General features: G+C 32.8%; 20 protein-coding genes. 12 read left to right on the top strand and 8 right to left on the bottom strand.

Annotated elements, in window-relative coordinates; all coding sequences use genetic code 11:
* Nucleotides 1-25: 25 nt before the first annotated feature.
* Complete coding sequence (locus G6042_RS09680) at nt 26-1,282, bottom strand: ABC transporter permease (protein WP_169524231.1); 1,257 nt, start codon at nt 1,280-1,282, stop codon at nt 26-28.
* Nucleotides 1,283-1,446: 164 nt separating this feature from the next.
* Here G6042_RS09680 and purH point away from each other — a divergent pair, with 164 nt between their 5' ends.
* From purH to rodA, 6 genes are all read left to right on the top strand, one after another.
* Nucleotides 1,447-2,979: a bifunctional phosphoribosylaminoimidazolecarboxamide formyltransferase/IMP cyclohydrolase gene (purH, locus tag G6042_RS09675; RefSeq protein ID WP_169524230.1), complete on the top strand. Its 1,533-nt coding sequence runs from the start codon at nt 1,447-1,449 to the stop codon at nt 2,977-2,979.
* Nucleotides 2,980-3,035: 56 nt separating this feature from the next.
* A complete protein-coding gene (locus G6042_RS09670; RefSeq protein WP_121312631.1) occupies nt 3,036-4,064 on the top strand; it encodes a rod shape-determining protein in 1,029 nt (342 codons plus the stop codon).
* A gap of 92 nt (nt 4,065-4,156) precedes the next feature.
* Nucleotides 4,157-4,984 carry a rod shape-determining protein MreC gene (gene mreC, locus G6042_RS09665; RefSeq protein ID WP_169524229.1) on the top strand — a complete coding sequence of 276 codons (828 nt, stop codon included), beginning with the start codon at nt 4,157-4,159 and terminating at the stop codon, nt 4,982-4,984.
* Nucleotides 4,977-5,483, top strand: a complete 507-nt coding sequence (locus G6042_RS09660; RefSeq protein WP_169524228.1) for a rod shape-determining protein MreD — start codon at nt 4,977-4,979, stop codon at nt 5,481-5,483. The genes mreC and G6042_RS09660 overlap by 8 nt, the downstream gene beginning before the upstream one ends.
* A complete protein-coding gene (mrdA, locus tag G6042_RS09655; protein ID WP_169524227.1) occupies nt 5,480-7,432 on the top strand; it encodes a penicillin-binding protein 2 in 1,953 nt (650 codons plus the stop codon). Before G6042_RS09660 ends, mrdA begins: the two co-directional genes overlap by 4 nt.
* Before the next feature lie 6 nt (nt 7,433-7,438).
* Nucleotides 7,439-8,698 (top strand): rod shape-determining protein RodA, encoded by a 1,260-nt coding sequence (gene rodA / locus G6042_RS09650; protein WP_169524226.1) that lies wholly within the window; start codon nt 7,439-7,441, stop codon nt 8,696-8,698.
* On the opposite strand, the gene G6042_RS09645 is transcribed toward rodA, so the two are convergent.
* Complete coding sequence (locus G6042_RS09645) at nt 8,699-9,484, bottom strand: DNA/RNA non-specific endonuclease (RefSeq protein ID WP_235933263.1); 786 nt, start codon at nt 9,482-9,484, stop codon at nt 8,699-8,701.
* Nucleotides 9,485-9,558: 74 nt separating this feature from the next.
* Between G6042_RS09645 and G6042_RS09640 the strand changes: the two genes are divergently transcribed.
* On the top strand, nt 9,559-10,068 hold the full coding sequence (locus tag G6042_RS09640) for a hypothetical protein (RefSeq protein ID WP_169524224.1): 510 nt from the start codon (nt 9,559-9,561) through the stop codon (nt 10,066-10,068).
* 48 nt (nt 10,069-10,116) lie between these two features.
* Here the strand turns inward: G6042_RS09640 and G6042_RS09635 are convergent, their stop codons facing one another.
* The gene (locus G6042_RS09635; RefSeq protein WP_169524223.1) at nt 10,117-12,291 is read right to left on the bottom strand and encodes a carboxy terminal-processing peptidase; all 2,175 of its coding nucleotides are present in this window, start codon (nt 12,289-12,291) and stop codon (nt 10,117-10,119) included.
* A 164-nt stretch (nt 12,292-12,455) separates the two neighbouring features.
* Between G6042_RS09635 and surE the strand changes: the two genes are divergently transcribed.
* From surE to G6042_RS09615, 4 genes are read left to right on the top strand one after another with little or no spacing between them, the layout of a single operon-like run.
* On the top strand, nt 12,456-13,226 hold the full coding sequence (gene surE / locus G6042_RS09630) for a 5'/3'-nucleotidase SurE (RefSeq protein ID WP_169524222.1): 771 nt from the start codon (nt 12,456-12,458) through the stop codon (nt 13,224-13,226).
* Nucleotides 13,227-13,277: 51 nt separating this feature from the next.
* Entirely contained in the window at nt 13,278-14,390 is a 1,113-nt protein-coding gene (gene lpxB / locus G6042_RS09625; RefSeq protein ID WP_169524221.1) for a lipid-A-disaccharide synthase, read from the top strand.
* A 47-nt stretch (nt 14,391-14,437) separates the two neighbouring features.
* On the top strand, nt 14,438-15,103 hold the full coding sequence (locus G6042_RS09620; protein WP_235933261.1) for a C40 family peptidase: 666 nt from the start codon (nt 14,438-14,440) through the stop codon (nt 15,101-15,103).
* A 41-nt stretch (nt 15,104-15,144) separates the two neighbouring features.
* Entirely contained in the window at nt 15,145-17,175 is a 2,031-nt protein-coding gene (locus G6042_RS09615; protein ID WP_169524220.1) for a ComEC/Rec2 family competence protein, read from the top strand.
* A 44-nt stretch (nt 17,176-17,219) separates the two neighbouring features.
* Here G6042_RS09615 and G6042_RS09610 read toward each other — a convergent pair whose 3' ends face one another.
* From G6042_RS09610 to G6042_RS09590, 5 genes are all read right to left on the bottom strand, one after another.
* Nucleotides 17,220-17,687: a thioredoxin family protein gene (locus G6042_RS09610; protein WP_169524219.1), complete on the bottom strand. Its 468-nt coding sequence runs from the start codon at nt 17,685-17,687 to the stop codon at nt 17,220-17,222.
* A gap of 51 nt (nt 17,688-17,738) precedes the next feature.
* Nucleotides 17,739-19,223, bottom strand: coding sequence for a peptide MFS transporter (locus G6042_RS09605; protein WP_169524218.1), 1,485 nt, complete (start codon nt 19,221-19,223; stop codon nt 17,739-17,741).
* Between the two features lie 4 nt (nt 19,224-19,227).
* Complete coding sequence (locus G6042_RS09600; RefSeq protein WP_169524217.1) at nt 19,228-20,886, bottom strand: peptide MFS transporter; 1,659 nt, start codon at nt 20,884-20,886, stop codon at nt 19,228-19,230.
* A gap of 78 nt (nt 20,887-20,964) precedes the next feature.
* Nucleotides 20,965-22,659: a peptide MFS transporter gene (locus G6042_RS09595; protein WP_169524216.1), complete on the bottom strand. Its 1,695-nt coding sequence runs from the start codon at nt 22,657-22,659 to the stop codon at nt 20,965-20,967.
* A 32-nt stretch (nt 22,660-22,691) separates the two neighbouring features.
* Nucleotides 22,692-24,860, bottom strand: a complete 2,169-nt coding sequence (locus G6042_RS09590) for a S9 family peptidase (RefSeq protein WP_211161670.1) — start codon at nt 24,858-24,860, stop codon at nt 22,692-22,694.
* A 168-nt stretch (nt 24,861-25,028) separates the two neighbouring features.
* On the opposite strand from G6042_RS09590, the gene G6042_RS09585 reads away from it, so the two are divergent.
* Nucleotides 25,029-26,345, top strand: coding sequence for a hydroxymethylglutaryl-CoA reductase, degradative (locus tag G6042_RS09585; protein ID WP_169524353.1), 1,317 nt, complete (start codon nt 25,029-25,031; stop codon nt 26,343-26,345).
* Nucleotides 26,346-26,460: the final 115 nt, after the last annotated feature.

Below are 26,460 nucleotides of genomic sequence, written 5' to 3'. Positions count from 1 at the left end.
TACAGAAAAATAGCCGTAAAAACCACTACATTCCACTTCTAATCGCTTCCACTGGATCGAGTTTTGAAGCGGAAATAGCAGGTAAAATCCCCGAAATCAATCCAATAGTTGCTGCTAAACCAGTTCCTAACATAATATTTGAAAAACTAAGTACAAATTCAAAATCAAGTGCGCTGGTTAAAATCACAGCAATTATCCAAACCAATAATAAACCAACGGCACCACCAATGACACAAAGAATTATCGCTTCAAAAAGAAACTGAAACAAGATAAATTTATTTTTGGCACCAAGAGATTTTTGAATTCCAATTAAATTGGTTCGTTCTTTTACAGAAACAAACATAATATTGGCAATTCCAAATCCGCCAACCAACAATGAAAACCCAGAAATTATCCATCCACCAACTTTCAAACTACCAATAAAGGCTTGAATTTGATCGGTTGCACCTTTAAGAATATTAACAAAAAAGTTATCAATCTCACCATATTTTAAACCTCTTTTTAATCGTAATTTTTGCTGAATTTCGCCTTTTACATCATCTAAATCGGCTGTTTCATTTGGTTTTATCACAATAATTGGCGTAAACCAATTGCTGTTGTCACCAAACATATTTCGAACTTTATTCAACGGAAGATAAACCGTAGTATCAGGATTTGAACCAAAACTAATCATTCGTTCGCCTACTTTTTTCAACACGCCAATAACTATAAATCGTTGTCCATACAATCGAATTTCTTTATTTATTGGATTAGTAGTTCCAAACAAGCCTTCGGCAATTTCATGTCCAATCACAATACAATTTCTTCCTGAATTTGATTCTTGTTCATTAAAAAATCGTCCGTCGGCAAATTCTAATTTTTCAATATCCACAAATTCATACGTACACGGTTTTACACTAACAAGACTAACCGTTTTCTCTTCGAATTTTACATTTTCATTGGCTGTAAAATATTGAAAACATACATTTTCAACGCCATCAACATTATTTTTGATAAAAGTATATTCGTCATAAGTAACATCGGGAAACTGATCCATCTTCCAATCAGGAACATCGCTTGGACCAAAACTATATTTAAACAAAAACATCGAACGATTGTCAAGTCCGCTAATATCGCTTTGTATTTTTTTATCCAAAGAATCGACCGCAGCCAATACCGCAATAATCGAAAAAATTCCAATGGTTACACCTAGTAGTGAAAGCATTGTTCTCAGTTTATTGTTTCGCAAAGCGTTCATCGCAAAAGCAAAACTTTCTTTAATTAATCGAATATAAAGCAGCATGTATGTCTTTTTTTTGAGAATTGTAAATTTCAATAAAATTTAGCTAAATAGCTAATCTTTTATCAACACTCTTATTTGTGTCAAAAAATAAAATATTGTTACATTTCTTGTTTGAAATTTGGCTGTAAAAAAGCTACTTTTGTGCGCTTAAACACAACTACAAAATGAGCACAACAAAAACAATCAAATCAGCACTGATTTCTGTCTTTTCAAAAGAAGGTTTAGAGCCAATTGTTCGCAAACTACATGAACAAAATGTAACCATTTATTCTACCGGCGGAACCGAAGAATTCATCAATAACCTAGGAATTCCAGTAGTTCCAGTTGAAGAAGTAACTTCATTTCCAGAAATTCTTGGCGGAAGAGTAAAAACATTACATCCAAAAATTTTTGGCGGAATTTTAAACCGTCAAGACAATCCATCCGATATAGAGCAAATGCGTGAATTTGAAATTCCACAAATCGATTTGGTTATTGTTGATTTATATCCTTTTGAAAAAACCGTTGCTTCAGGCGCAAGCGAGGCTGATATTATTGAAAAAATTGACATCGGTGGAATTTCGTTAATTCGGGCTGCTGCCAAAAATTTTAAAGACACAGTAATTGTAGCTTCGGTTAATGAATATGCTTATTTATTGGAATTAATTTCAACTCAAAATGGCGAAACGACTTTGGAACAAAGAAAAAAATTGGCTACCAAAGCGTTCAATACTTCATCACATTATGATTCAGCTATTTTTAATTATTTCAACCAAAATCAGGAAGAAACCATTTTAAAAATCAGCGAACAAAATGGTCAAGTGTTACGTTATGGAGAAAATCCACATCAAAAAGGATTTTTCTTTGGCGATTTTGAGGCAATGTTTACCAAATTACACGGAAAAGAATTGTCATACAACAATTTGTTAGACGTTGATGCTGCGGTAAATTTGATTTTAGAATTTAAAGAAAATGAGCCAACATTTGCTATTTTAAAACACAACAACGCTTGTGGATTAGCCACAAGAAGCACAATGAAAGAAGCTTATTTAACCGCATTGGCTTGTGATCCAACTTCGGCTTTTGGTGGTGTTTTAATTGCCAATGGAAAAATTGACGAAGCAACAGCTACCGAAATTAACTCACTTTTTTGTGAAGTAGTTATCGCGCCAAGTTTTGACGAAAAAGCCATTGCTATTTTATCTGAAAAGAAAAACAGAATTATTTTGGTTCAAAATGATGTGGCTTTACCTCAAACTAACCTGAGAACATGCTTAAATGGCATTTTAGTTCAAGAAAGAAATAACATTACGGACAATAAATCGCACCTAAATTACGTTACTACTACTAAACCAACTGAGCAAGAAATAGAAGATTTATTATTTGCCTCAAAAATTTGTAAAAATACAAAGTCAAATACGATTGTTTTTGCAAAAAATAGTACATTAGTAGCATCGGGAACAGGTCAAACTTCTAGAGTTGACGCTTTGAAACAAGCTGTAGAAAAAGCAACAACTTTTGGATTTGATTTAAAAGGTGCAGTGATGGCAAGTGATGCTTTCTTTCCGTTTCCAGATTGTGTTGAACTAGCTCACAATGCAGGAATTACAGCGGTAATTCAGCCTGGTGGTTCAATAAAAGATGAATTGAGCATTAATTTTTGCAACGAAAATAAAGTTGCTATGGTATTTACAGGAACACGTCATTTTAAACATTAATTTGTTTAACTTTGTGCGTTAAAAATTATATAAACGTTTAAACCCAAAAAAACAGTATGGGATTTTTTGATTTCATGACCGAGGATATCGCAATCGACCTTGGTACCGCAAACACACTAATTATTCACAACGATAAAGTTGTAATTGACAGTCCGTCAATTGTGGCTCGGGACAGAATATCGGGAAAAATTATTGCTGTTGGTAAAGAAGCCAACATGATGCAAGGTAAAACTCATGAAAACATAAAAACCATACGACCATTGAAAGATGGTGTTATTGCTGACTTTGATGCTTCTGAAAAAATGATTTCGATGTTCATCAAAAGTATCCCAGCTTTAAAGAAAAAAATGTTTACTCCAGCTTTGCGAATGGTAGTTTGTATTCCATCGGGAATTACTGAGGTAGAAATGCGTGCGGTAAAAGAAAGTTGTGAACGTGTAAATGGTAAAGAAGTTTACCTAATCCACGAGCCAATGGCTGCGGCAATTGGTATTGGTATCGATATTATGCAACCAAAAGGAAACATGATTGTTGATATTGGTGGTGGAACAACCGAGATTGCAGTTATTGCATTAGGTGGAATTGTTTGTGACAAATCAGTAAAAATTGCTGGTGACGTTTTTACAAACGATATTGTTTACTACATGAGAACGCAACACAATTTATTTGTTGGAGAAAGTACTGCTGAGAAAATCAAAATTACGATTGGTGCTGCTACTGATGATTTAGAAACTCCACCAGATGATATGTCAGTTCAAGGTAGAGATTTATTGACTGGAAAACCTAAGCAAGTTGAAGTTTCTTATCGAGAAATAGCCAAAGCTTTAGACAAATCTATTCAACGTATTGAAGATGCTATCATGGAAACGTTATCACAAACGCCACCAGAATTAGCTGCCGATATTTACAATACTGGTATTTATCTTGCTGGTGGTGGATCGATGTTGAGAGGTTTAGACAAACGTATTTCTCAAAAAACTGATTTACCTGTTTACATTGCCGAAGATCCGTTAAGAGCTGTTGTTCGCGGAACTGGAATGGCACTTAAAAACATACCAAAGTTTAGAAGTATACTTATAAAATAAATTCCAAATAAAACACAAATTCCAAATTCCAAAAAATAACCTATTCCTATTTTTTTGGAATTTGGAATTTGAAATTTATAATTTTAAGACTTATGCAACAAATTTTTAGCTTCCTATTTAAAAACAGTTATCGATTACTGTTTTTATTGCTATTAGTCTTGTCGCTAGGTTTAACTATTCAATCGCATTCCTATCATAAAAGTAAAGTAATTAGTTCGGCCAATTTCTTAACTGGTGGAATTTATCAAAAAGTAAACAACATCAACGAGTATTTCAACTTGAAATCACAAAATGATGAATTGGCTTTTGAAAATGCTCGACTGAAAGCATTGCTTTTTAATACAAAAGATTCAACAAAACTTCCTGAAATCGATACTATAAAAGGAGTAAAAAAAACAGATGTAATTATTTCAAAAGTAATCCATAACTCGTACAGCAAACATGAAAATTACTTAACTATCAACAATGGTTCCAAAGATGGTATCAAACAAGATATGGGCGTAATTAATAGCGCAGGAATTATCGGGATTGTTGATGATGTTTCTCCAGGATATGCTACTGTTATCAGTATTTTGAACGTAAAATCGCAAATCAATGCTAAGCTTAAAAAATCAAATCATTTTGGCTCCTTAGTTTGGAACGGAAAAAGTACTGGCTTTGTTCAACTTATTGACGTTCCGCGATTGGCTGGAGTTCGAAAAGGCGATACTATTGTTACTGGTGGACAATCGCATATTTTCCCAGAAAACATTGGCATTGGAACCATTGAAAAAGTATATACCGACGACGAAACAAATTATTATACTCTTGATATTAAACTTTTTAACGATATGACAAACTTAGGATATGTCTATATCATTAAAAACAAAGACCGAGAAGAAATCATTCAATTAGAAAGTAAAATTAAAAAAGATGAATAGCGCATTACTAATGAATATTGCCCGATTTATCTTGTTGCTATTGGCACAAGTTTTAATTTTCAACCGAATGGATTTGTTTGGGTTTGTCAATCCGTTTCCATATATTTTATTCATTATTCTTTATCCAGTAAACGGAAACAAAACAGGATTATTATTGGCGAGTTTCTTTCTAGGATTAATTATGGATATGTTTTGGAATTCTGGCGGAGTTCATGCTGCTGCTTGTTTAGTCCTAGCCTATTTTAGACCTTCAATTTTTAAATTTTCCTTCGGATTAAGTTATGAATACCAAACAGTTAAACTAAACGATTCGTTAACACCAGAACGTTTTTCGTTTATTTTAATTGCCGTAGTAATTCACCATTTTACCCTTTTCATACTTGAAATTTTCAAACTAAGTTCCATTTTAGACATCTTGGTTCGAACTGTTTTAAGTACATTATTCACCATTATTACAAGCATTATTATCATTTATCTTATTAAACCAAGTAAACGATGAGAAAAGCTTTGTTTCCAACCATTATTATTATTGGAGCATTATTACTCATTGCTCGAATTTTTTATTTGCAAATTATTGACGATTCATTCAAATTGAAATCAGATAATAATGCGATAAAAATCAAATATGATTATCCGGAACGTGGTTATATTTATGACCGAAATGGAAAACTCTTGGTAGCCAATCAACCTTCCTATGACATTATGGTAATTCCAAGAGATGTTAAGAAAATTGACACTGCTGAATTTTGTGATTTACTGCAAATTACCAAAGAAGATTTCATCAAAAAAATTGAAAAAGCAAAAGTTTATAGTCCAAGATTACCATCTGTTTTCTTAGCACAATTAAACAAACTTGAATATGCCGCTTTTCAAGAAAAACAACGAAAGTTTGAAGGTTTCTACATTCAAAAACGTTCGCTTCGTGATTACCAAGTAAATTATGGCGCCAATGTTTTTGGTTTTATCACTCAGGTTAACGAAAATATCATCAACAAAAACAAATACTACAAATCAGGTGATTTAATTGGAAAACAAGGTGTTGAAGAGAGTTATGAAGAAATTTTAAGAGGTGTAAAAGGTGTAAAACACATCCAAAAAGACAAATACAATAGAGATATTGGTTCTTATAAAGATGGTCGATATGATACAATTGCTGTTCAAGGAAAAGATATTCATCTTTCAATTGATGGTGACTTGCAAAAATATGGCGAAGAATTAATGATTAATAAACGTGGCGGAATTGTAGCTATCGAACCTAAAACGGGAGAAATTTTGGCTTTGGTTAGTGCGCCGTCATTTGATCCAGCACTTTTAGTTGGACGAAAACGTTCCAAAAATTACACTGCTTTATACAACGACTCCATTGCAAAACCACTTTATGATAGAGGTTTATTAGCCGAATATCCGCCAGGTTCGCCGTTTAAAATATTAACTGGATTGATTGCGCTTCAAGAAGGCGTTATTGATACCGAAACGGGTTTTGTTTGTCATCACGGGTTTAGTTATGCGCGTGGAAGATTTATGAAATGTCACGATTCTGGAGTTTCGAAATTGCATAATGGTTATTACAATTCTTGTAACACTTATTTTGCTAGTGTTTATATGAAAACCATCAATAAATACTTAAAACCCTCTGACGGTGTTGATATTTGGAGTAAACATTTAAAAAGTTTTGGTTTAGGCGAATTTATGGGTTATGATTTACCAACTGGAAGAAAAGGAAAAGTTCCAACATCCAAAACTTATAAAAAAATGTATCCAGGTTGGGGTTGGGATAGTAAAACGATTGTTTCCAACTCTATTGGTCAAGGAGAAGTTTTAATGACACCTATCCAGCTGGCAAACATGATGGCGGCAGTTGCCAACAAAGGTTATTATTACACACCTCATATCATCAAATCGATTAAAAACGATGTAATTGATAAAAAGTTCAGAACCAAACATGTTACAACCATTGACAGAAAACATTTTGAACCTGTAATCAACGGATTGTATGATGTTTATAATTTAGGAACCGCAAGAGGTTTAGGTGTTGAAGGAATAGAGATTTGTGGAAAAACAGGAACAGCCGAAAACTTTACCAAAATAAATGGCAAGCGTGTTAAGCTTCAAGATCACTCTATTTTTGTGGCTTTTGCACCAAGAGAAAATCCAAAAATTGCTATTGCAGTTTTTGTAGAAAACGGATATTGGGGAGCAAGATGGGCTGGACCAATTACTTCGTTAATGATTGAAAAATACATTAAACGAAAAATTACAAGAAAAGATTTAGAAAAAAGAATGTTAGAAGGAAGTTTAATTCCTGAATACAACAAATATCTTGCAAAACCTGTTGTAGATACTTTACTAAAAACTAAAGTTGATATACTTCCAAAATCGGAAATGAAGCAAGAAGAAGAACCAAAAGTAACTGAGCCAAAACCGACAGAACCAAAACCAACGGAATAAACTAAAATGAAAAACCAAAGTGTAACAAATAACTTGGACTGGGTAACGGTTGCCATCTATATCATCATGGTGATATTGGGTTGGTTAAACATTTATTCTTCTTCGCTTTCATCGGTTGAAGGTGAAACGTCTATTTTTGATGTTACTCAAATTTATGGTAAGCAATTCTTATTTATTCTTTTTTCAATCCCGATAATCATTAGCATTTTGGCCATTGATGCAAAGTTTTTTGAGAAATTTTCGGGCGTTTTTTACATTCTCGGATTACTTTCTCTTGCCGGATTATTTGTTTTTGGAAAAGAAATTAAAGGACAAACCAACTGGTATTCTTTTGGTTCCTTTAGTTTGCAACCTGCCGAGTTTGCTAAAACGGCAACTGCATTACTTTTGGCCAAATACTTGAGCGACGTTCAGGTGAATTTAAAAGACACCGAAAGACAAATACAAGTTCTTGGAATTCTTGGTCTTCCAATTATTTTAATTGCGCCAAATGATCCTGGAAGTGCTTTAATTTATACTTTTTTAGTCATTGTATTATATCGTGAAGGTTTGCCATCATGGTATCTTTGGACTGGATTTATTGCGATTTTACTCTTTGTTGCTGCATTGATTTTAGAACCTTATGTAATCATATTAATTGCATTGGCAATCATTTTATTGATTTACTTCCGAAGCCGATTAATCGACCGAAATTGGATGTTAAGTGGAATACTTTTACTCATAATTTCGGGTTATGTATTCTCTGTAGATTATGTTTTTGATAACGTTTTTAAACAACATCATCGTGACCGTTTCAATATTTTATTAGGCAAAGAAGTCGATTTAAAAGGTGTTGGTTATAACACTAATCAATCTGAAATTGCTATTGGTTCTGGTGGATGGTTTGGAAAAGGTTATCTTGAAGGCACACAAACCAAAGGTGGATTTGTACCCGAACAACATACTGATTATATTTTTACAACCGTTGGCGAAGAATGGGGTTTTGTTGGTTCGTTATTTATTATTGCGTTGTTTGTTGGCTTAATCGTTCGCCTGATTTACCTTGCCGAAAGGCAAAAAACAAAGTTTAGCCGAGTATATGGCTATTGTGTTGCCGCGATTTTATTTATTCACTTTTTTGTAAATACTTCGATGGTTATTGGAATTTTTCCAACTATTGGTGTTCCGTTGCCTTTCTTTTCTTATGGTGGTTCGGGACTTTGGGGCTTTACCATTTTGCTTTTTATTTTCCTAAAAATGGATGCCAATAAAGTAAATGAATGGTAGTTAGTTAAAACTCCAATCTTTATAATCTTTGTTTTTTTCTAATTGATTTTCAAACTTATCTTCTAGTTGAGGAAAGAAATCAACTTTAGTCATTTGTTCTATACTATCAACCGGAACAACAAAAGTATACAGCGGTTGCTTACTTTCTTTATGCGGAACCAAAAAAGCAATCATTTTCAATTTTCCATTACTTTTAGTTGCTACAATTTTGTAGAAATAATTAGGAACCGAAACTTTTTCTTTACCAATTGTTTTTAATCCATCAGTTAAAACGCCACCAGTTACTACATAAACTTCACCATATTTAGTTGCCCAATATCTGATTTTTTGTTCCAATCTGTTCCAAACACCTTCGTTGAAATCGTGTTTTTGTGGAGAAATATTGGAAGTAAAAAAAGTATCCTCAAAAGCTTTCTTTGAAAATTTCATATCGGCAGCTGGGCAAAGATGTCCTTTGTCATAGCCCGAGTTTTTATAGTTTCGCCAATCTGCTGAACGGGTTCTTACTTTCTTATCTTCAATAAAAAATGGACGGTCAAAATTATTTCCCTTTCCATAATTTTGCTTTAGAGTATAGGCAACCCATTCTGCTTGTTCATGTTTTTCACTATACGATAATGTATAATTATCATGAATAACAACCTGATTTGTTGATGATTTAGGTTGTAAACTTACTGCTGGAGTTTGTAAAAAATTCTGCTCCGATGATTCTATTTCTTTTTTACAACTGGTCAAGAAACCTAAAATAAATAAGAAAATAGTTATTTTATTTGGAAAAAAATTCATACTTTTATACATAAATTGGCCGATTTGGAACACTTTTTGAAAGGCTAAAGGTATAACTTAAAAAAATAAAACAAATGAAAGTAAGATTTATAATTATTGCATTTTTAGCAATTTGTTTTCAGGGAATTAATGCACAGGAAGTTCAACCGACCACAGTGCTTGACTCTTCGAAAGTAAAAGTAATTTCGGTTGAAGAACAAAAACTAATCGAAAAGGCTGAATTAGAAAGAAAATTAAAGGAAGATAAGCTTGCTTTGAAAGAAAAGCAAAGAGTTGAAAAAGAGCAAAAAAAACTTGAGAAAGAACAAAAAAAGTTAGAAAAAGAGCAAAAACGTTTTGAAAAAGAACAAAAGAAAATTGCCTCTACTGAAAAATCTTTACTAAAAGTAAAAGACAAAAAGGCAAAAGCGATAAAAGACTTAGACAAAATGGAAGCCAAGTTTGCCAAAAACAGAGCCAAAGGGAAACTTTCACCTGTTGAAATTGAAAAGGAAAATGTTAAAATAAGCAAACAACAGCTGAAAATAAAAGAATTAGAAGAAGATATTCTAAAAGCTGAAAAGAAACTTAACAAGCTTAGATAAACAAAAAAATCCACTCAAATGAGTGGATTTTTTTTATGATTGTGAGATTTATGACTTTACCATTTTTTCTTTAGTCACTTTATTGGTTACTTCTTTTTTACCAAAATTCATATCATTTAAAATATGTAGTGCTTCTTCGATGTATAAATCTTTGGATAAACTTTCGTGCCATCTGTCTCTTTTCTCTTTTAACAAAGCATCGTTTTTAACCATTTCATTTTCATAAGGCAAAGAACTAAACACTAACGAGTTTTTATAATCTGTAATTGGTTTGTACTTTTTATTGGTTTCATCTAATGCTTTTTGTTCTGCTTTGAATTTATCAATATGAAGACTATAAACATTCTCGTTATTACGTTTTTCAAGCCATTTTGCATTGTCTTCTATCAATTGCATTTGAGAATTGTTCTCTAATCTTGCTTTACTTTGAGCAATTGCCAAATCGTAATTGTGTTGTTTATCCCAAACTTTATAGTTTGCTGCATCAATTTTATCCCAAGGCATTGCGTTTTCAACATCTTTCTCACCCATTTTTAAGTAGGCATATTTGTCTGCCATAACTACGTCACTTTTTACACCTTCACGCTGAGTTGAACCTCCATTAATTCTGTAATATTTTTGAGTAGTTGTTTTCAAAGCTCCTAAATCACCATAGGTTCCGCCACGGATAAATTGGTTTAAATCATAAAGATTTTGAACCGTTCCTTTTCCATAAGATTGTTTACTACCAACGATTACTCCGCGTTTGTAATCTTGAATTGCTGCTGCCAAAATCTCTGATGCTGAGGCCGAAAATTCATTAATCATCACTACAAGTGGTCCATCCCATTGTACTTTTGCATCTCTATCAAAAAGAACTTCTTTTTTTCCTTCAGCCGATTTTATTTGAACAATTGGACCTTGCTCGATAAACAATCCAGCAATATCAACAACTGTTTTTAATGAACCTCCGCCATTATCACGGACATCCATCACAATTCCTTTTACACCTTCCGCTTTTAATCGTTCTACTTCTTGTGCAACATCTTTTCCTGCATCGCGAGCGTTTTTATCTTCAAAATCGATATAGAATTTTGGCAAATAAATAACTCCATATTTATTCCCATCAATGTTAACCACACTCGATTTTACATAGGTTTCTTCAATTTCAACGGCGTCTCTAACAATTGTAATCACTTTTATAGAACCATCTGGTTTTTTTACCGTAAGTTTTACTTCGGTTCCTTTTGGACCTTTAATTTTTTTCACCACATCGTCCAATCGCATTCCAACAACATCAACTGGTTCAGCATTAGCTTGTGCAACTTTCAAAATAATATCGCCTGCTTCAAGCTGTTTTCCTTTCCAAGCTGGTCCGCCAGAAATTAGTTCAGAAATTTTAGTAAAATCGTTTTCTTTTTGAAGTCTTGCACCAATTCCGTCAAATTTTCCACTCATGCTAACATCAAAACGCTCTTTCTCCGTTGGCGCCATATAAGCAGTATGTGGATCAAATCGAGATGCAATGGCGTTTACATAAACCGAAAACCAATCATCGCGAGTTAAATCTTTAATGAAACTGAAGTAATCATTCAACGATTTTAAAGTATTTTCACGTGTTTCTTTTTCAAGCGATTCAAATGATTTTGGCGCTTCTTTTTCGGCTAAATCTTTATTATTTTTTTTGTCTTCTTCTAATTTTTGTTTTTCAACTAAGGAAGAAAGTGCCGAAAGTTTAACCTGTAATCGCCATCTTTCTTTTAAATCAGCTTTATTTTTAGCATATGGCAATTTTTCATAATCAGTATTGATACTTTCGTCTTTTTTATAATCAAAAGGTTTAGCCAAAGCATCTTGATAATACTCTTTGCTCTCTTTCATTCTTTCCATCAACTTTGTATAAGTCAAATCGAAGAAGGTTAAATCTTTGTTGTTGATTTGATCATCCAATTGAGTTTCATATTTAGCAAACTCATCAATATCCGATTGCAAAAAGAAACGTTTTGACGGATCTAACGCTTCTAAATAATCTTTATAAACACCTTTAGAGAAAGAATCATCAATAGCAGCCGGACTGTAATGACCTCGTTCGATAACAAAAGTCAACAACTCTATTAATAATTTATCTTTTTCTGGATCAGACTCTTTCTGCTTTGGAATAAAACTCCATAAGGCAACTGATAAAGCACCAATTATCAGGAGAACTTTATAATTTCTTTTCATAAATTGCAAAATAACATTCATTAATTTTTGTCTAAAGTACATAAAAAACTATGCCAATATTTTTTGGAACAGCTAATTTTTTGTTAAACCAATTCTATTCATTACTCAATTTGTCCAAAGTTAAAAAATTTGTTACGTAATTTGACGTTAAATTTGGTTAATTTTGCCTTAATTGAATAAACAACATGAGTAAAAAACCCTTAATTCTGGTTACAAACGACGACGGAATTACCGCGCCAGGAATTAGAAATCTAATCGCTGTAATGGCAGAAATTGGCGAAGTTGTAGTTGTTGCTCCTGATAGTCCGCAAAGCGGAATGGGACATGCTATAACCGTAAACAACACTTTGTATCTCAATAAAATTTCTCCTGAAAATGCTGCAATAACCGAATACAATTGTTCTGGAACTCCAGTGGATTGTGTCAAACTTGCTGTTCATGAAATTCTAAAATGCAAACCTGATTTGTGTGTTTCTGGAATTAATCACGGTTCAAATTCGTCAATAAACGTAATTTATTCAGGAACGATGAGTGCTGCTGTTGAAGCTGGAATTGAAGGAATTCCTGCTATTGGTTTCTCTTTGGCTGATTTCAGTTGGAATGCTGATTTTGAAGCGACCAAACCATTTATCAAGAAAATTGCACTTCAAGTTTTGGAACATTCTCTTCCCGACGGAACGGTTTTGAACGTTAATTTTCCAAAATTAAAAGGCGAAGATATCAAAGGAATAAAAATTTGTCGTCAAGCAAAAGCGAGATGGATGGAACGTTTTGATAAAAGACAAACGCCTTATGGCAAAGATTATTATTGGTTAACAGGCGAATTTGTCAATCAAGATAAAGGCGAAGACACCGATGAATTTGCACTTGCAAACGGCTATGTTTCTGTTGTTCCAGTACAATTTGATATGACAGCACATCACGCTATTCAACAATTGAATACTTGGGATTTTTAAATTAAAACCAATTGACTGCATTTTTAACTATAAAAAATAAACACGCAAAAAATGAAATATTACATCATTGCTGGCGAAGCTTCGGGCGATTTACATGGTTCTAATTTAATGCGAGCTTTGTATCAAGAAGATGCCAATGCCGACATTCGATTTTGGGGTGGAGATTTAATGCAAGAAGTTGGCGGAACTTTAGTAAAACACTATCGCGATTTAGCTTTTATGGGTTTTGCCGAAGTGGTAATGAACTTGAAAACCATTTTAAACAATATTAAATTCTGTAAAAATGACATTGAAAAGTTCAATCCTGATGTCATTATTTTCATAGATTATCCTGGTTTCAATATGCGAATTGCCAAATGGGCAAAGCAAAAAGGCATCAAAACTCATTATTATATTGCACCACAAATTTGGGCTTGGAAAGAAAATCGCATCAAAGCCATCAAAAGAGATTTTGACAAATTGTTTGTTATTCTTCCATTTGAAAAAGATTTTTTTGAAGTAAAACATAAATTCCCCGTTGATTTTGTTGGTCATCCGCTAATTGATGCTATTCATAATCGAAAAAAAACTGACGAAACTCAATTTAGAAAAGAAAACAATCTTGACGAGAAACCAATAATTGCCATTCTTCCCGGAAGTAGAAAACAAGAAATTTCCAAAATGCTTTCGGTAATGTTAAGCATAACCAATGATTTTAAAGACCATCAATTTGTAATTGCCGGCGCGCCAAGTCAAGAATTTGAGTTTTACAAGCAGTTTTTAACCAATAAAAATGTAAAATTTGTCTCCAATAAAACCTATGATTTATTGAGTTTTGCCACTGCTGCATTGGTAACATCGGGAACAGCAACACTTGAAACCGCTTTGTTCAAAGTACCCGAAGTGGTTTGCTATAAAGGCAATTGGATTTCGTATCAAATCGCCAAAAGAATTATTACTTTAAAATACATTTCTTTAGTCAATTTAATCATGGACAAACAAGTGGTAACCGAACTAATTCAAGACGATTGCAATCCAAAAAGAATAAAAGAAGAACTTGCTAAACTATTAGAAATCAATCACCGAAATCATCTTTTAGCCGAATATGACATTTTAGAAACCAAGCTTGGTGGCATTGGCGCAAGCCAAAAAACAGCCCAATTAATTGTTAAAGAAATTATATAATTTTCGGTTATTATTATTTTTTTCTAAATTTGCAAAAAGACATTTTTTTGGCAAAACTAAAATACATAGCAACAATTATACTGATTTTAACAATCGGCAGTACTGCATTGGCACAATCTAGTAAAATTGTTACTTCCAAAGAACAAGCCATAAAAAAAGGAATTTACACTTCGCCTTTATCCGATAACGCTGTTGCTTCAACTTCTATCGAAAAAGCGAAAAGCGAAAAGCCAAAATCTTCCAGCCGAAAAGAAGCTAAAAAGAAAGAAAATAAAACTTCTGTCATCAACACTACTAACGATGATGACATTCTAATTGACAAAGAAAGCAATTATTTAATTGAGCAATTAATTAACAATGCTTCCGATAATTTAGGCACAAGATATCGTGGTGGTGGAACTTCAAAAGATGGTTTTGATTGTTCTGGCTTGTTGTTTTCTACATTTAAAAAATTTGATATTACTTTGCCTCGTTCGTCTCATGAAATGGCAAAAATTGGTAGGGTTTTAAATCAAGACGAATATAAAGTTGGCGATTTAATTTTCTTTAAAACCGTTAGCAGAAGAATTTCTCACGTAGGAATGATAACTGAAATCAACGGAGATGAAATCAAGTTTATCCATTCTTCAACTAGTTTAGGCGTAATTATTTCCTCTACTAAAGAAGCTTACTACCAAAAAACTTTCGCACAAGTAAATCGAGTTTTAGAATAATTTTCTTGCATAATTAAAAATAAACATGTAGTTTAGACTACATGAAAATTCTACATTTTCCATTAACAAAAATTACAATTGGTTTTATAATTGGTATTCTTTTATTTTCGATACTAAATATAAACCCAAAACTTTCGTTTGGCTTACTTTTACTGGGCTTAATTTTGTTATTTGTTTTGCATATAATTAAAAAGAAAACGGAGCGATTTGACTTTTTATTTGGAACATTCACCGTTATAACTTCAATCTTTCTAGGAATTTCTACAGCAACAATCCACAAAGAAACTTTTAATCCAAAACACTATATTCACCAAATTTCTGATGTAAATCAAAATCTAAATTATACCGTTTTACTTGACGAAAAGCTAAAGAATACAAAAAAGAATTATCGATATATTGCAGAAATAAAATCGATTGAAAACCAAGAAAGTTATGGAAAAACAATCGTAAACTTTCCGATTAATAGTGACTTTAAATCAAAGAAAATTGGAAGTTTATTAACGCTTAACGGTACATTTTTCAGCAATAAATCATCATTTAATCCTAATCAGTTTGACTATGGAAAGTATTTGGAAAACCAAGAAATCTATGGTCAACTTTATGCCAAACCTGAAACGGTAAAAACAATTGGTTATGAACATTCGATTTGGATATTTTTCTCTAATTATCGAGAGAAAATCATTGATGTTTTTCAAAAATCCAACTTAGGCAAAGAAGAATTAACTGTTTTTATTGCCTTACTTCTTGGTCAACAACAAGACATTTCTCCCGAAGTTTTAAAAGATTATCAATATGCTGGCGCTATTCATATTTTATCGGTTTCAGGTTTACATGTTGGATTAATCATGGGATTTATAACTTTTTTGCTTCGTTCAATACCAAATTCCAAAAAAGGAAAAACAACCAAATTACTAATCACTTTATTCTCTTTATGGTCGTTCGCAATCTTGGCTGGATTATCGCCATCGGTGGTTCGCTCTGTAACCATGTTTTCGTTTTTGGTCATTGGAATTAATTTACAAAGAACAGTAAATATCTATCATACTTTATTAGCTTCGATGTTTTTAATTTTATTGGTAAAACCATCGTTTCTTTATGATGTAGGTTTTCAATTGAGTTATCTTGCGTTGTTCTTCATCGTTTGGGTTGATCCGCTTTATGAAAAAATTTGTGTTCCAAAAAACAGCTTCATCAACTACTTTTGGAAAATCATTTGCATGTCAACATCGGCACAAATTGGCGCAATGCCTTTAAGTATTTTTTATTTTCATCAGTTTCCGGGATTATTTTTCTTAACCAATATTTTAATCATACCATTGTTAAGTGTCGTTATGGCAATTGGTGTTTTTTCATTGCTATTTGCTTGTTTTGGATTTGTTCCAATGCTTATCATCAAACCTTTGGAATGGTCGATTTGGTTACTAAATGCAATCATTCATTGGGTTGCCTCATTTGAAAGTTTTGTCATTAAAAACATTTCGTTTTCTGAATCGATGCTTTGGATTTCCTATTTTGTAATTATTGGATGGATTTTATGGTTCAAAAAAGCAACTTTTCCTCGATTAGTGTTTGGACTTTTAAGTTTGCTCATTCTTCAATTTGTTTTCATTTTTCAAAAAATGGAAACACAAACTGGACAAGAAGGAATTGTTTTCAATAGCCGAAAAAATACGATTATAACTGAAAGAAGTGGTGAAAATGTTACTATTTATGCAAACGATAGTATTTTGACAACTATTGATAAAAATATTGCGGTTCAGTCTTATTTGGTTGGAAATTTTTGCAAAATTCAGAAAAAGCAAATACTTGAAAACTTACTTTACATCAACAACAAAAAGGTTTTAATCATTGACAGTTCATCGGTTTATAATCCCAAAATTCAACCTGATATTTTGGTTATTATTACATCGCCAAAGATAAATTTGTCTAGAGTTTTGCAATACTACAAACCAAAAGTCATTATTGCTGATGGTTCTAATTTTAAAAGTTACAGCAAACTTTGGGAAGCAACGTGTAGAAAAGAAAAAATCCTTTTCCATAACACGCATGAAAAAGGATTTTATAAATTTTAGTTCGAAACTTTTCTTTCAAAGAAATTCAAACTGGACTTATTGAATTACGATTTTTTATTCGCTAAAATTTGTTTTGCTCCTGCAATCCAAGCTTCTGGTCCGCCAGCAACATAACCTGTTTTTCCTAATTGTTCAAAGTTAACTTTTCCTCCAACATTTGTAGCATTAGCAAACCAAACGGTTGGATAACCTTGTACTGCAAAAAGCTGTTGTAATTCAAAATTTTGTTTTTGAAGTTCTGGTTTCATTGGTGTTCTTCTTGGGAAATCCAATTCAACCAAAACCACATTATCTTTCGCCCATTTTGCAAATTCTGGTTTTTTCAATACTTCATTTTGTAAACGAATGCACCATCCGCACCAATCACTACCTGTAAAAAACAATAATAAAGGTTTTTTTGTTTTTTTTGAAACTTCAATTGCTTTGTTGATATCCGTTTCCCAAGTTAACTCTTGAGCTTGTATTGTAAACGATCCTAAAACTAAGAATAACGTTAAAAATATTTTTTTCATTGTGAATAATTTTTTTCAAATATAACAAAAAGAATGCCAAATAGTAAACAACTATTTTACGTCTTGCATCAATTTCTTAACCCATGGCGAAATGACAATTAGCACAATTCCAGCAATTAATGAGTAAACTGCTAGCTGATAATATCCTTCTGTATAAGACTGTAATTTAGTTACTAAAGTTTCACCTTCATTTGATTGCGAAATTGCAGCACCTAGTTTTCCTGCTGCTAATTGCCCAAACGCACTTGCTAAAAACCACAATCCCATCATCATACCGAATAATCGTTTTGGAGATAATTTGGTAATTATTGACATTCCGATTGGACCAAGACAAAGCTCACCGATTGTTGTTACAAAATAAGCAAATGTGAAAACATTTAATGACGTTATTCCGTCAACATTAGCGAAAAACTTTGTATAGTAGAACAAATAGAAAGAAGCAGCTAGGAATAAAAATCCAATTCCGAATTTAATTAAAGTATTAGGTTCAATTTTCTTTTTTGCTAACCAAAGCCATAACAATCCGATTAATGGACTTAGAATAATTACAAAAAAAGTATTAGAACTATTGTTTACCACATTTGGATCAATTGTAAATCCTAATAAATTATCACTTAAATTGTCTTTTGCAAATAATGACAATGAACCTCCACTTTGTTCATAAATTGCATTAAATAAAAAATAGAAAAAGATAAATGAAAAAGCAGCAATTAATTTTTTCTGTAAACTTGCTTCTCCTAATTTTAATAATTCAAAAATAAAATATCCAACCGCAATTACTCCAATGGTATACATGAAATAATCGGTATAATCCGTATTAATTACCATCGTATAAATAAGTGGAATACTCAAAAGTGAACCTCCATAAACTGCAATTTCTCTAACAGTTCTTTTTGATTTTGGAAGATTTAACAATGGAGAATCTCCAATTGGGCCAAGATGTTTCTTAGTAAACAAAAAAGTCAATAATCCAGCAACCATAACAATTGCAGCAGCAAGAAAACAAAGTGTCCAAGAATGATATTTTCCTAAATAAATACACAATGCTCCACCTAATAATCCACCTATATTTATTCCTGCATAAAACATTCCATAACCAGCATCACGACGTGGATCTTTTTCATGATACAATTCTCCAACCATTGAAGAGATATTTGGTTTAAAAAATCCAGTTCCAATAATTGAAAATGCGATTCCATAATAGAACATTTGTTGTGGCGCAAATGCAATTAACAAATTACCAAGAATCATTACGATTCCACCAAAAAAAAGTGATTTTTTGAAACCTAAAACTTTATCAGCAAAAATTCCTCCAATAAATGTAAACGCATAAACAAATGCCTGAATAGCACCATATTGCAAATTGGCCGCATCGTCTTTTAAAAGCAATTGGTCAACCATAAAAAAAGTTAGAACACCACGCATTCCATAAAAACAAAAACGTTCCCACATTTCTACAGTAAATAAATACCAAAGCTGTTTTGGATATTTCCCTTCAAAATTTTGAATCTCTTGTATTGTAATTTGTTTTTCCATAATTTTAATTAATTCCTTTTTCTTTCATTACTTTATTCAAATTTTTCACTAAAGCAAACATCAAAATTGTGGCGAACATCAATAATCCAAAGTTTACCCAAAAGAAATCGGCTTTGTTTTCATATTGATCCCACATACTTGCCAAAACACCTGATAATTTGTTTCCGATAGATGTCGATAAAAACCATCCGCCCATCATTAATGCTGTTATGTTTTTTGGAGATAATTTGGAAACAATCGATAATCCCATCGGACTTAAAAATAATTCTCCAATCGTGATAATTCCATAATTGGCAACTAACCACCAAACCGATACTTTTTCAGTTCCATTGTTACCAACATGAACTGCGGCTACCATTACCAAAACAGACAAAGCTGAAATTAATAATCCAAAAGCGATTTTGGTTGGCGTTGATGGTTCTTTTTTTCGGCTTCGCAAATACGTAAAAAATGCGACAACTAATGGTGTTAAAATAATTACCCAACCTGGATTAATCGATTGACTTAGATTAGTAGCCCAAAGTGATACTTTTGAACCTTCGATTGGTTTTTTATCTTCGGCAACATTTCTAAAGTATAACGGATAATTAACTTCTTTTTTCACTACTCCATTTTCTTTTTGAAGTCGGAAATTATCGTCGTATAATTCAACACTATCTTTTTTAAACTCTACTTCTTTTGCTAATTTTAATCCGCTGAAAACCGTTTGTGTTGTTCCTTGAACTTCTCTGTCGGTATATCGATCTGCCCAAGTTGTCAATGCTGAACCATTTAATTTAAAAACTGCCCAAAATAAAATTACTACTGCAAATATGGAAAGTAATGCACCAATTGGTCTTTTTTCTTCAGCTTTTGCTTTAAAATACAAACTTCCATAAAAATAAACCACTGGAATACAAGCAAATATAAACGCATCGGTACTATCTGAACCAAAAACGGAACTATCAACATTAGTCGCCGATTGTACGCCTTTTATCAACCAACCGATAATTCCAAAAATAACTGACGGAACCAAAATATATAAAACGATTTTATAAAATGGCATATCGCCTTCTTGAACTCCTTTTTTATCGGTTTTGTCGCCATAATGTTTCGTTCCGAGAAGGAAAACAATCACTCCAATAAACATTCCAACTCCAGCTGCCATGAAAGCATATTGCCAACCTAAGAGAATTTGCAAAGCTGCGCCAAAGAAGTTACAGATGAATGCTCCAACGTTAATTCCCATATAGAAAATATTGTATCCTTCGTCTTTCTTTTCTTTGTATTTATCTTCGTTGTAGAAATTCCCTAAAAGTGTAGAAATATTAGGTTTGAAAAATCCGTTACCTACAATTACCAATGTCATAGCAATGTAAAGCATTACGATGTCATGAATTCCCATCATGAAATATCCTGTTCCCATCATTAATCCACCAAGAACAATTGATTTTTTGTAACCCAAATATCTATCAGCAACTAATCCTCCAATGAAAGGAGTTAAAAATACCAAAGCGATGAAAGTTCCATACAAATCGGAAGCTTCTTTTTCGGTCATAGCAAAACCTGCTTCAACATCTTTTAGATAAAGCGTAAAAATTCCGATCATTAAATAGTAACCAAAACGTTCCCACATTTCAGATAAAAACAAATAAGGCAATGCTTTAGGATGACTTTTCCACATAATTATAAGGTATTAAAATAACAAACCTACAAGGATTTCTTGTAGGTTTGAAAGATATAAAAATATTTTTAATTGTGATTATCTCACTCCGTGCATCATTTTCTTGATAACTGGTGTTAATAAGAATAAAATTAATGATGCAATTCCACAAAGTACCACAAACACCATGAAGAATTCATATAAATTAGTGATTTCAAAACCAGCAAATGAATGGTTATAAGCACTAATTTGATTAGCGTCTAAAAGTTTTAATTGTTCTGGTGTTGGCGTAATGGTTTTGTCTAAAATTCCTTGTAAATCAATTCCAAGTTCAGAAGCTTTTTTGAATTTATCACCAGTCGCAGGAAGAATTGATCCTAATGTTCCAGATAATGCATATCCAGCAGCACTTGAAATAAAGAAAACACCGTAAGCTAAAGAAGCAAAACGTTTTGGAGCTAATTTACCAACTAACGATAAACCAATTGGCGACAAACACAATTCTGCGAATGTTTGAATTAGATATAATAAAATCAACCACTTAATAGCTAACAAACCTGTGTTTCCTAAATCTTTTACGTTATGAGCAATGATAAAATAACTTACAGCAATTAACAATAAACCTATCGATTGTTTTACTGTAGAAAGTGGTTCGCTATTTTTTGCTCTTAATTTATCCCACAAAACACTAAATGGAAAAGCAAAAATTACAACGAATAATCCGTTAAATATTTGAACCATTGAAGCTGGCATTTGCCATCCGAAAAGAAAAGTTCTATCCGTTTGATTATCTGCAATAAAAGTTAAAGACGAACCTGCTTGTTCAAAAGCTGCCCAAAAGAAAATAATAAAAAACGACATAATATAGATTACCCATATTCTGTCAGTTTCTACTTTTGTCAAAGTGCTATCCATTAAAATTAATGCTGCAAGAGCAACTCCACTAGCATAGATTATTGGATAAATTATTGTTTTTACTACATTATCACCTTCGGTAAAATAATTAAAAATAAAGAATATTACAGCAAAAATTAAAACTGCTTTAATTATAGAAGCCATTGAAAACTCTGCTTTTTGTGACTCACCTTCTTCATAATCAGCTGCATCATGTCCTGATGGCAATCCGCCGATTGGCTTTCCTTCTGGCGTAACTACGTATTTATTTTTTAAGAAAAAGAAAATGGCTGTTCCCAAAATCATTGCGATTGACGCTGCCAAAAATCCCCATTTGAAAGCATGTACATCTCTAATTCCACCAGAGTCTTTAACATCTCCAATTAATGGACAAATAAATTGACCTAAAAATGCTCCAATATTGATTCCCATGTAGAAAATTGTAAAAGCGGTATCCAATTTAGATTTTTCTTGTTTTGGATATAAACTTCCTACCATTGAAGAAATATTTGGTTTAAAGAAACCGTTACCAAAAACAATGATACCCAATGCTGACCACATTAATGTGTTGGCTAATCCTAAATTTGTACTGAAAACACTAGCACTAAAGAACAACATCATTTGTCCAATTGCCATCATCACACCACCAATCATAATACAATTTCTGTTACCAAAGAAACGGTCAGAAATAAATCCTCCAAGCATTGGCGTTAAATAACAAAGACCAAGAAATCCACCATAAATAATTGATGCTTCTTCTTCCTTCATCATTAACGAATTCACCATAAAAAGGGTTAAAATCGCTCGCATTCCATAGAAGTTGAAACGTTCCCACATTTCGGTTCCGAATAGTACCCAAAGTCCTTTTGGATGTCCTGTTTTTACTGTAGTTTCACTCATAAATATTGGTTTAATTTTTGTTGGTTAGTTGATTATAATTTTTCTTTAATGTAATTCGTCATTTTGTTATACAACTGAATTCTAGTTTTTCCACCATAAATTCCGTGGTTTTTGTCAGGATAAATTGCCCAATCAAATTGCTTGTTGGCTTGAACTAACGCTTCAATCATTTGCATACTATTTTGAACATGCACATTATCATCGGCTGTTCCGTGAATTAATAAAAAGTTTCCTTTTAGTTTATTCACATGATTAATTGGTGAATTATCGTCGTAACCACTAGCATTTTCCTGTGGTGTTGTCATGTATCTTTCGGTGTAAATGCTATCATAAAATCTCCAATTTGTAACTGGCGCAACCGCAATTGCCATTTTGAAAACATCAGCACCTTTGAACAAACAGTTGCTCGACATGAATCCTCCATACGACCAGCCAAATATACCAATTCTAGTTTTATCTACATAAGGATAATTTCCAATAACTTTTGCAGCATCAATTTGGTCTTCCACTTCGTATTTTCCTAATTCTTTTTGTGTGCATTTTTTGAAAGCTGCACCTTTGTAACCTGTTCCTCGACCATCAACACAAGCAATGATATAACCTTGTTGCGACAACATCATAAACCACATATCATTTGTAGTCAATGCTTTATTTGCCACTTCTTGTGAACCTGGACCAGAATATTGATACATAAAAACCGGATATTTTTTTGTGGCATCAAAATCTTTTGGTTTGATTATCCAAGCATTTAATTTGTGTCCTTTTTCGGTAGTCAATTCAAAAAACTCTTTGGTTGGCAAATCATATTTCTTTAATTTATCTGCCAAAGCATTATTATTTACAATTTCTTGCACCAGTTTTCCGTCGGTTGCACTATTTAAAGTATAAATCGTTGGAACCGTTACGCTTGAAAACGAATTGATAAACAACGTAAAATCTGGGCTAAACGTTGCCGAATTTGTTCCTGTTTGTGATGACAATCTAACTTTCTTTTTTCCGTCTAAGCTAATTTTATAAATATCTCTTAGCGTTGAACCTTTTTCTACCGATTGATAAAAAACCGACTTTGTTTTTTCGTCAAAACCATAGTAAGAAGTCACTTCCCAATTTCCTTTGGTTACTTGATTTTTCAGCTTTCCGTTTTTGTCATATAAATAAATATGATTGAAACCATCTTTTTCTGATGTCCAAATAAAACTATTATCTTTTAAGAACGTTAAATTATCGGTTACATCAACATAAGCATTGTCTTTTTCGTTCAAAACTACTTTAGCAACACCTGAATTTCCATCAACAAAAAGCAAGTCTAAATTATTTTGATGACGATTTAAAACCTGAGCCGAAAGTACATTGGCATCATTCGTCCATTTTAGTCTAGCAATATAAAAATCATTGTAATTACTCAATTTTACCGTTTTTGCAGTTTTAGATGCCACATCAAATAAATGCAGCGAAACTACCGCATTTTTCTCTCCAGCTTTTGGATATTTAAACGTTTCAGATGTTGGATATAAATCTTTCTTATACAAATCCATAGAAAACTGTGGCACTTCGGTTTCATCAAATCGAATGTAAGCTAACTTTTTACTATCAGCACTCCAATCAAAAGCACGAACAAAAGCGAATTCTTCTTCGTAAACCCAATCCGTAATTCCGTTGATGATGGCATTTTTCTTTCCATCGGTTGTTACTTGAGTAGTATTTTTTGAAGAGATGTCATAAACAAAAAGATTGTTTTCTTTGGCGAAAGCAATCTTTGTTCCATCTGGAGAAAATGTTGGTTCTTGTACGTTTTCTAATACTTTAGCCAAAGATTTTGAATTCAAATTGTACAAATAATAATTTGCCGTATAAGAATGACGAAATATTGGGTTCGAATTATTAGCAATTAAAATTTGCTTTTCGTCATTACTAAAGGCATAGCTATCAATTCCTTCCTTTAAATCTGAAAAATCTTTAGTATCGATTAAAGTCGAAACTTTTTTAAGCGTAGCAAAATCATATAAATCAATCTGTTGACTTCTTGTTGTTCTGTCAGAATTTAGAACCGTGTATTGATTGGTATTTTTCATCGATTGCAAAGCATCCATTCCTTTACCGCGAAAAGCACCTGTGTAAATTTCTTCTACTGTAATTTTTTGTTGAGCTGTTGCCGAGAAAAATGTAGCAACAAAAAGAACGACCAATTGAATTGACTTCATATCTATTTTTTGAGTATTATAAAAAACCGTCAATTTTAGTGATTTTTTTATAAATATCGACACTATTTTTTGTTAAAAACACTTTTTGCCTTTTTTTAAAGTTAATCATCTAAGTTTGAAATTACCCTCTAAAACGTATCTTTGTACTTCCTTTTAGCATCATATATAATGAACCAAGCCGTTTCTGGATTTTCAAAATTATCCAAAGAAGAAAAAATCAACTGGATTGCAACAACCTATTTCGCCAATCCAAGCGAAGCAATCAGCATTATAAAACAATATTGGAACAGCGATGAAAAGCTTCAACAACTCCATGATGAATTTATAGAAAACACGATTTCTAATTTCTATTTACCGATGGGAATTGCGCCAAATTTCTTGATAAACGGAAAACACAAAACCGTTCCAATGGTTATTGAAGAAAGTTCGGTTGTAGCTGCCGCAGCAAAATCGGCTAAATATTGGTCAACGCGTGGCGGATTTAAAGCAACCGTTTTAAACTCTGAAAAAATTGGACAAGTTCATTTCATCTACAAAGGCGATGTGCAAAAACTAGAACAATTTTTCATCCAAACCAAGCCAAAATTCTTCCATGAAACCGAAAGCATGACCAAAAACATGCAAAAACGCGGTGGCGGAATTCTCGATATTGAACTACGAAATAAAACAAACGAACTCGAAAATTACTTTCAACTTCATGCTACATTCGAAACCAAAGACAGCATGGGTGCAAATTTTATCAACTCGTGTTTGGAACAATTTGCGCAAACGTTGAAAACCGAAGCGCAACAATTTGAACTTTTTTCCGAAGAAGAAAAAAACATTCAAGTCGTGATGAGCATTTTGTCCAATTATGTTCCCAATTGTATCGTTCGCGCAGAAGTTTCCTGTAAAGTGGAAGATTTAGCCGAAAAGAAAATTGAAAACCCAACCGAATTTGCCGAAAAATTTGTGCAAGCCGTTCGAATTGCCGAAATCGAACCTTTTCGCGCTGTTACGCACAACAAAGGAATCATGAACGGAATTGACGCAGTCGTTCTAGCAACAGGCAACGATTTTCGCGCCGTTGAAGCCGGAATTCATGCTTATGCTTCAAAAAACGGCAACTATTCCAGCTTATCTCATGCCAAAATAGAAAACGGAATATTCACTTTTTGGATGGAAATTCCGCTAGCAGTTGGGACCGTTGGCGGATTGACATCGCTACATCCATTAGTAAAAATCGCCTTGGAAATCCTAGGAAAACCAACAGCTCACGAACTAATGGAAATAGTAGCTGTAACCGGTTTAGCTCAAAATTTTGCCGCATTACGTTCGCTAACCACAACCGGAATTCAAGAAGGTCACATGAAAATGCACATCAACAACATCTTAAATCAATTTCAAGCCACAAAAGAAGAACGAATTACCATCGCCAAACACTTTGAAAACAATACTATTTCTCATGCTTCGGTAGTGGAATTAATCGAAAATTTAAGAAAATAAATTTGGATCGAATCGCTTGCGAATTTCTATAAACCTTATTCCCGCTTTTCGTTCCAATCGTTTTTTGTTTTTGTCAAACCAAGCGCAGTCGAGGTACAATTGCTAAAAAAACAAA

Origin of the sequence: Flavobacterium solisilvae (assembly GCF_012911605.1) — a bacterium.
Lineage (GTDB): Bacteria > Bacteroidota > Bacteroidia > Flavobacteriales > Flavobacteriaceae > Flavobacterium > Flavobacterium solisilvae.
This window is presented reverse-complemented; position numbering and strand designations above follow the sequence as displayed.

Bases quoted from the DNA above. Each gene is read 5' to 3' on its own strand.
- G6042_RS09680 (WP_169524231.1), bottom strand. From the start codon at position 1,282: ATGCTGCTTTATATTCGATTAATTAAAGAAAGTTTTGCTTTTGCGATG.
- purH (WP_169524230.1), top strand. From the start codon at position 1,447: ATGAGCACAACAAAAACAATCAAATCAGCACTGATTTCTGTCTTTTCA.
- G6042_RS09670 (WP_121312631.1), top strand. From the start codon at position 3,036: ATGGGATTTTTTGATTTCATGACCGAGGATATCGCAATCGACCTTGGT.
- mreC (WP_169524229.1), top strand. From the start codon at position 4,157: ATGCAACAAATTTTTAGCTTCCTATTTAAAAACAGTTATCGATTACTG.
- G6042_RS09660 (WP_169524228.1), top strand. From the start codon at position 4,977: ATGAATAGCGCATTACTAATGAATATTGCCCGATTTATCTTGTTGCTA.
- mrdA (WP_169524227.1), top strand. From the start codon at position 5,480: ATGAGAAAAGCTTTGTTTCCAACCATTATTATTATTGGAGCATTATTA.
- rodA (WP_169524226.1), top strand. From the start codon at position 7,439: ATGAAAAACCAAAGTGTAACAAATAACTTGGACTGGGTAACGGTTGCC.
- G6042_RS09645 (WP_235933263.1), bottom strand. From the start codon at position 9,484: ATGAATTTTTTTCCAAATAAAATAACTATTTTCTTATTTATTTTAGGT.
- G6042_RS09640 (WP_169524224.1), top strand. From the start codon at position 9,559: ATGAAAGTAAGATTTATAATTATTGCATTTTTAGCAATTTGTTTTCAG.
- G6042_RS09635 (WP_169524223.1), bottom strand. From the start codon at position 12,291: ATGAATGTTATTTTGCAATTTATGAAAAGAAATTATAAAGTTCTCCTG.
- surE (WP_169524222.1), top strand. From the start codon at position 12,456: ATGAGTAAAAAACCCTTAATTCTGGTTACAAACGACGACGGAATTACC.
- lpxB (WP_169524221.1), top strand. From the start codon at position 13,278: ATGAAATATTACATCATTGCTGGCGAAGCTTCGGGCGATTTACATGGT.
- G6042_RS09615 (WP_169524220.1), top strand. From the start codon at position 15,145: ATGAAAATTCTACATTTTCCATTAACAAAAATTACAATTGGTTTTATA.
- G6042_RS09610 (WP_169524219.1), bottom strand. From the start codon at position 17,687: ATGAAAAAAATATTTTTAACGTTATTCTTAGTTTTAGGATCGTTTACA.
- G6042_RS09605 (WP_169524218.1), bottom strand. From the start codon at position 19,223: ATGGAAAAACAAATTACAATACAAGAGATTCAAAATTTTGAAGGGAAA.
- G6042_RS09600 (WP_169524217.1), bottom strand. From the start codon at position 20,886: ATGTGGAAAAGTCATCCTAAAGCATTGCCTTATTTGTTTTTATCTGAA.
- G6042_RS09595 (WP_169524216.1), bottom strand. From the start codon at position 22,659: ATGAGTGAAACTACAGTAAAAACAGGACATCCAAAAGGACTTTGGGTA.
- G6042_RS09590 (WP_211161670.1), bottom strand. From the start codon at position 24,860: ATGAAGTCAATTCAATTGGTCGTTCTTTTTGTTGCTACATTTTTCTCG.
- G6042_RS09585 (WP_169524353.1), top strand. From the start codon at position 25,029: ATGAACCAAGCCGTTTCTGGATTTTCAAAATTATCCAAAGAAGAAAAA.